Consider the following 3633-nt stretch of genomic DNA (forward strand, 5'->3'; position numbering starts at 1 on the left):
GTCCAGTAACAGGCTCGAAATTTCTCGGGTTTACCTTTCGTTACGGTCAAGTGCAAATTCACGAACAGGCGCTAAAGAAATTTAAAGCAAATGTAAGAGAACTCACTAACCGCAACTGGGGGATCTCAATGACCTTACAAATTCATAAACTCACGCAGTATTTACGCGGCTGGGGACACTACTACTTAATAGCCAACGCTTATCAACTAACAGTGGATTTAGATCATTGGATCCGCCGTAGGGTAAGAATGTGCTACTGGCGGCAATGGCGCTCTTTCCAAAGGAATAGCCCGTACCAAAGTACGCAGTTTAATGAAATTGGGTGTTAGCGAGCGACTCGCCATAGCCTGTGGTATCACCAGTAAAGGCCCTTGTAGAAGCTCAAAAACAAAAGGAATTAACATTGCGCTAGGCAATAACTACTTAGCGTCACAAGGGTTAGTGTCATTGAGAGATATTTGGATCAATATTCATTACGGGAGATGAACCGCCCATTGCGGACCCGCATGATGGGTGGTGTGGGGGCTGGTGGTTAGAGACCTCCGGCTACCCGATTAGCTGTATCTTATACCATAGTAAAAGCACTAGAACTGGCGGACAATATAGTATTAATTGTTTCGGGGTAGTTTTGGGCATCAGTATCTTCAGGGTGCTTAAGACAAATACTAATAGCTAATTCACCTAGCCTGTTTATTTCGTTTAAATCTTCTTTTTTCTGCATCAATAAAATCATTTTATACACAAGAGAATCAACATAGTGCATTTCAATTTTTGCTCCTTGACTCGAACCAATTTCACAAAATAATTTTATTGCATCATCACAGAATTTTTCCGCACTATGCGTATCTCCACTGGATAAGTGACATGAACATATATCTCTATATGTATCAGCCAATTCAACAATAAACATAGACCTCCTGTCTTTAATTAGCCTATTAATATACGGTAAAGATTCATTATATTTCCTCAAAGCTACGCCATGATTTTTTGATTGAAAATTCAACATTGCCGTATTATGTAAATACCTAAATATGCTCTCATCATAAGAGTTACATCTAGATGCAATGAGTCTTTCACAAATTACTTCACCCTGTGAATAATACTTAAGACCATCATCATTCAAATTCAATTCCTGACATGAGGCTCCAATATTAGTTAAAACCATTAAATGAATTCGATCTAAGTCAACTAGCTCCGTTTCATTGAATTTAGCTAGAGTGGTTTTTATTGAGACTATTTTCTCTTCCGCATCGATTAAAAGTTTCAATGCTCGATCATATTCTCCCTGGCTATAATGACACGCCCCCATATTCTGAAGAACAAGGGTAAATAAAGGAAAGTGCTCAAAGATTTCTTTTTCAAATAACTCAATACAAATACCTAAGGCACCTTCAAAGTAGCTATAAGCCACTTCATACTTCCCAGAATTATAAAAAACAGTTCCTATTTCTTCTAACGAATTGATGTAATCAACAATGTATATATCTGAATTGATTTTAATAAGCCGTTCTGACACTTCTAAAGCTTTTACTGCACAATCTATAGCTTCATCGCATCGTTCATTAATTAAAAGAAGTTGAGACTTCAATATTCTACACTTATAATTTTCTTTAATAGACTTCAACAAGTCCAATTCAGCTTTATCAATTTTCTCTAACTCTGAGTCAAGATTACTTTCATTTAAAGCTTTTAAAGCCTCCTCTAGATCACCATTAAGAAATGCGCTAACTGCTAGTGAATTTAGCTCGCTAGATTTACTCAAATCCAGTTGACTTAGTTTGATTGCTAGTTCAGAAACTTGCCTTTCCAAAAGCTCTTTATTATGCTCAAGAGCCTGTAAATCTTGCTTTTTTCGGGTAAGTTCTACATCAAAGTATGCTTCGCTTCTAGTTATTATTTTTTCTTTATCATTGATGCTATTTTTAAGATTAACGATTTCGTCATTAAGAACTTTATATCTAGGGAGTTTTGTTAATACTTGTTCTCTTTGCTCTTCTTTTGAAACGGAAATATTGTGTAATTTAATTTCACGCTCCCAGTTTTTCTTTGATTCAATAATATGTTCAGATGATAGTTTATTGGTTAAATTAGAATTAGAATGGGCTAAATCATGATCATTAGGGCATAAAACAGCTAAATTATCATACTCATTATTTTGTGAAACCTCATATTCAACAATGTGATGAATTATGTATGAGTCAGATTTTAACCCTTTGCAACAGCAACATATATAATTACTATTTTCTAAAAGATCATGAACTATAGTAGGGTCAATAGCTTTTCGTGTAATAGCACGTTTAACCCAACTAACTTCATCCTTATCCAAATTATACTTATCGACTAATTGAGTAATATTTAGTGCTCTAAATGTTGTAACAGATAAACCAAGCTCTTCTAGCTTTATCGAAACATCTGACGCTACTCCATACTTCAAGTATGTATCTGCTAATTTCCCCACATTCAATCCTTAAATTTATAACTGGAATATCGATTTTTAAGACAGCTAACATTTTAGTATTTATGCGACACGCAGTTTGTGTTGCATAATCGCTTGTTGGACTGAGGCGCTACCTGCTCGGTGTGTTCGCGTTGGTATTGTTTATGCTATGGACTTAACTTATAAAGATAGGTTTTTTATGGCCTAACCGATATTTAGCCAATTTCATTGACGTGTATATCGTATCTAAGCTGTCCCTGCATTGCTCAGCGTTTATTATGTCCTTATTACACCTAAATTTAGCTTGATAAGCAACCATATTATTAAAACACACAGCCGCTATTAGCCTGAACAATTAAGCAGGTTAACATATTGATTCTATTAAGCAGGCTAGCCCGCTAACTCGTTCGCGCTATTTTATTTGTCGCCATATCTAAATTCATCACACCAATAAATCGTAAGATACCCGCCTTGCATGACTGGCAAGGCCAATGCGGTATTAATCGTTCTTGCTCTGCCTTCGGCTTAACCGCTTTGAATGGGGTTATTGATGCTTGAGCCTTTATTAACCCTAACTTTCGCTTGCGACACGCATTAGCTAAAAAGCCATAGTGGCGAATGCGCATAAACCCTTTCGGCAATACATGTTGTAAATAACGCCGTAAAAATTCATCACAACTCAGTGTCATGACTTTATCGCGGTTGTTATCTGCATAGTCGCGATATTTAAAGCTCACTGACTGCTCATTCGCTGACACGAATCGCGATTCTGACATCACGCCTTTTCGGGTATAACGCGCAAGGTAACTCACTAGCTTTTCACTGTACGTTAAACAAGCTTTGCTATACACGCACCACTTTGTTGGCGTGTTTATCTTCGCGAATGAACTATCRCATTCATTGAGCGCCGCCAGCATTTTYCCTCTAAAMACYGTYGATAAYGCTTTWACGGGGTATAAATAACCTTTTTCTATTTCATGCCAGTGCGCTTTATCAAGCGCACCTGCGGGTATCAAGCAATGCAGGTGAATATGCTGGCTTAAGTTCTGCCCCCACGTATGCAGTACGCTTGTCATACCTAACTGACCATGCCTCTTTCGTTTCGCAAATTTGCTCAGCGTTTGCCATGCGGCTTTAAATAAACACTGATACAACGCGTTTGGGTTGTAGTGCGCAATGATATTTAACTCATGCGG

At 37.4% G+C, this 3633-nt stretch carries 2 protein-coding genes and 1 pseudogene; 1 reads left to right on the forward strand and 2 read right to left on the reverse strand.

Features of this window, described 5'->3' with window-relative positions; all coding sequences use genetic code 11:
* Positions 1-486: pseudogene (locus tag ADS77_RS20925) on the forward strand (group II intron maturase-specific domain-containing protein); the annotation flags it as partial.
* A 79-nt stretch (positions 487-565) separates the two neighbouring features.
* Here the strand turns inward: ADS77_RS20925 and ADS77_RS20930 are convergent.
* Both ADS77_RS20930 and ADS77_RS20935 read right to left on the reverse strand, forming a co-directional pair.
* Complete coding sequence (locus ADS77_RS20930) at positions 566-2458, reverse strand: HNH endonuclease (protein WP_054456161.1); 1893 nt, start codon at positions 2456-2458, stop codon at positions 566-568.
* 377 nt (positions 2459-2835) lie between these two features.
* The coding region (locus tag ADS77_RS20935; protein ID WP_054456163.1) for a transposase at positions 2836-3633 on the reverse strand (798 nt) is incomplete at its 5' end.

It is taken from the genome of Pseudoalteromonas porphyrae, assembly GCF_001298125.1.
GTDB classification, from domain to species: domain Bacteria; phylum Pseudomonadota; class Gammaproteobacteria; order Enterobacterales; family Alteromonadaceae; genus Pseudoalteromonas; species Pseudoalteromonas neustonica.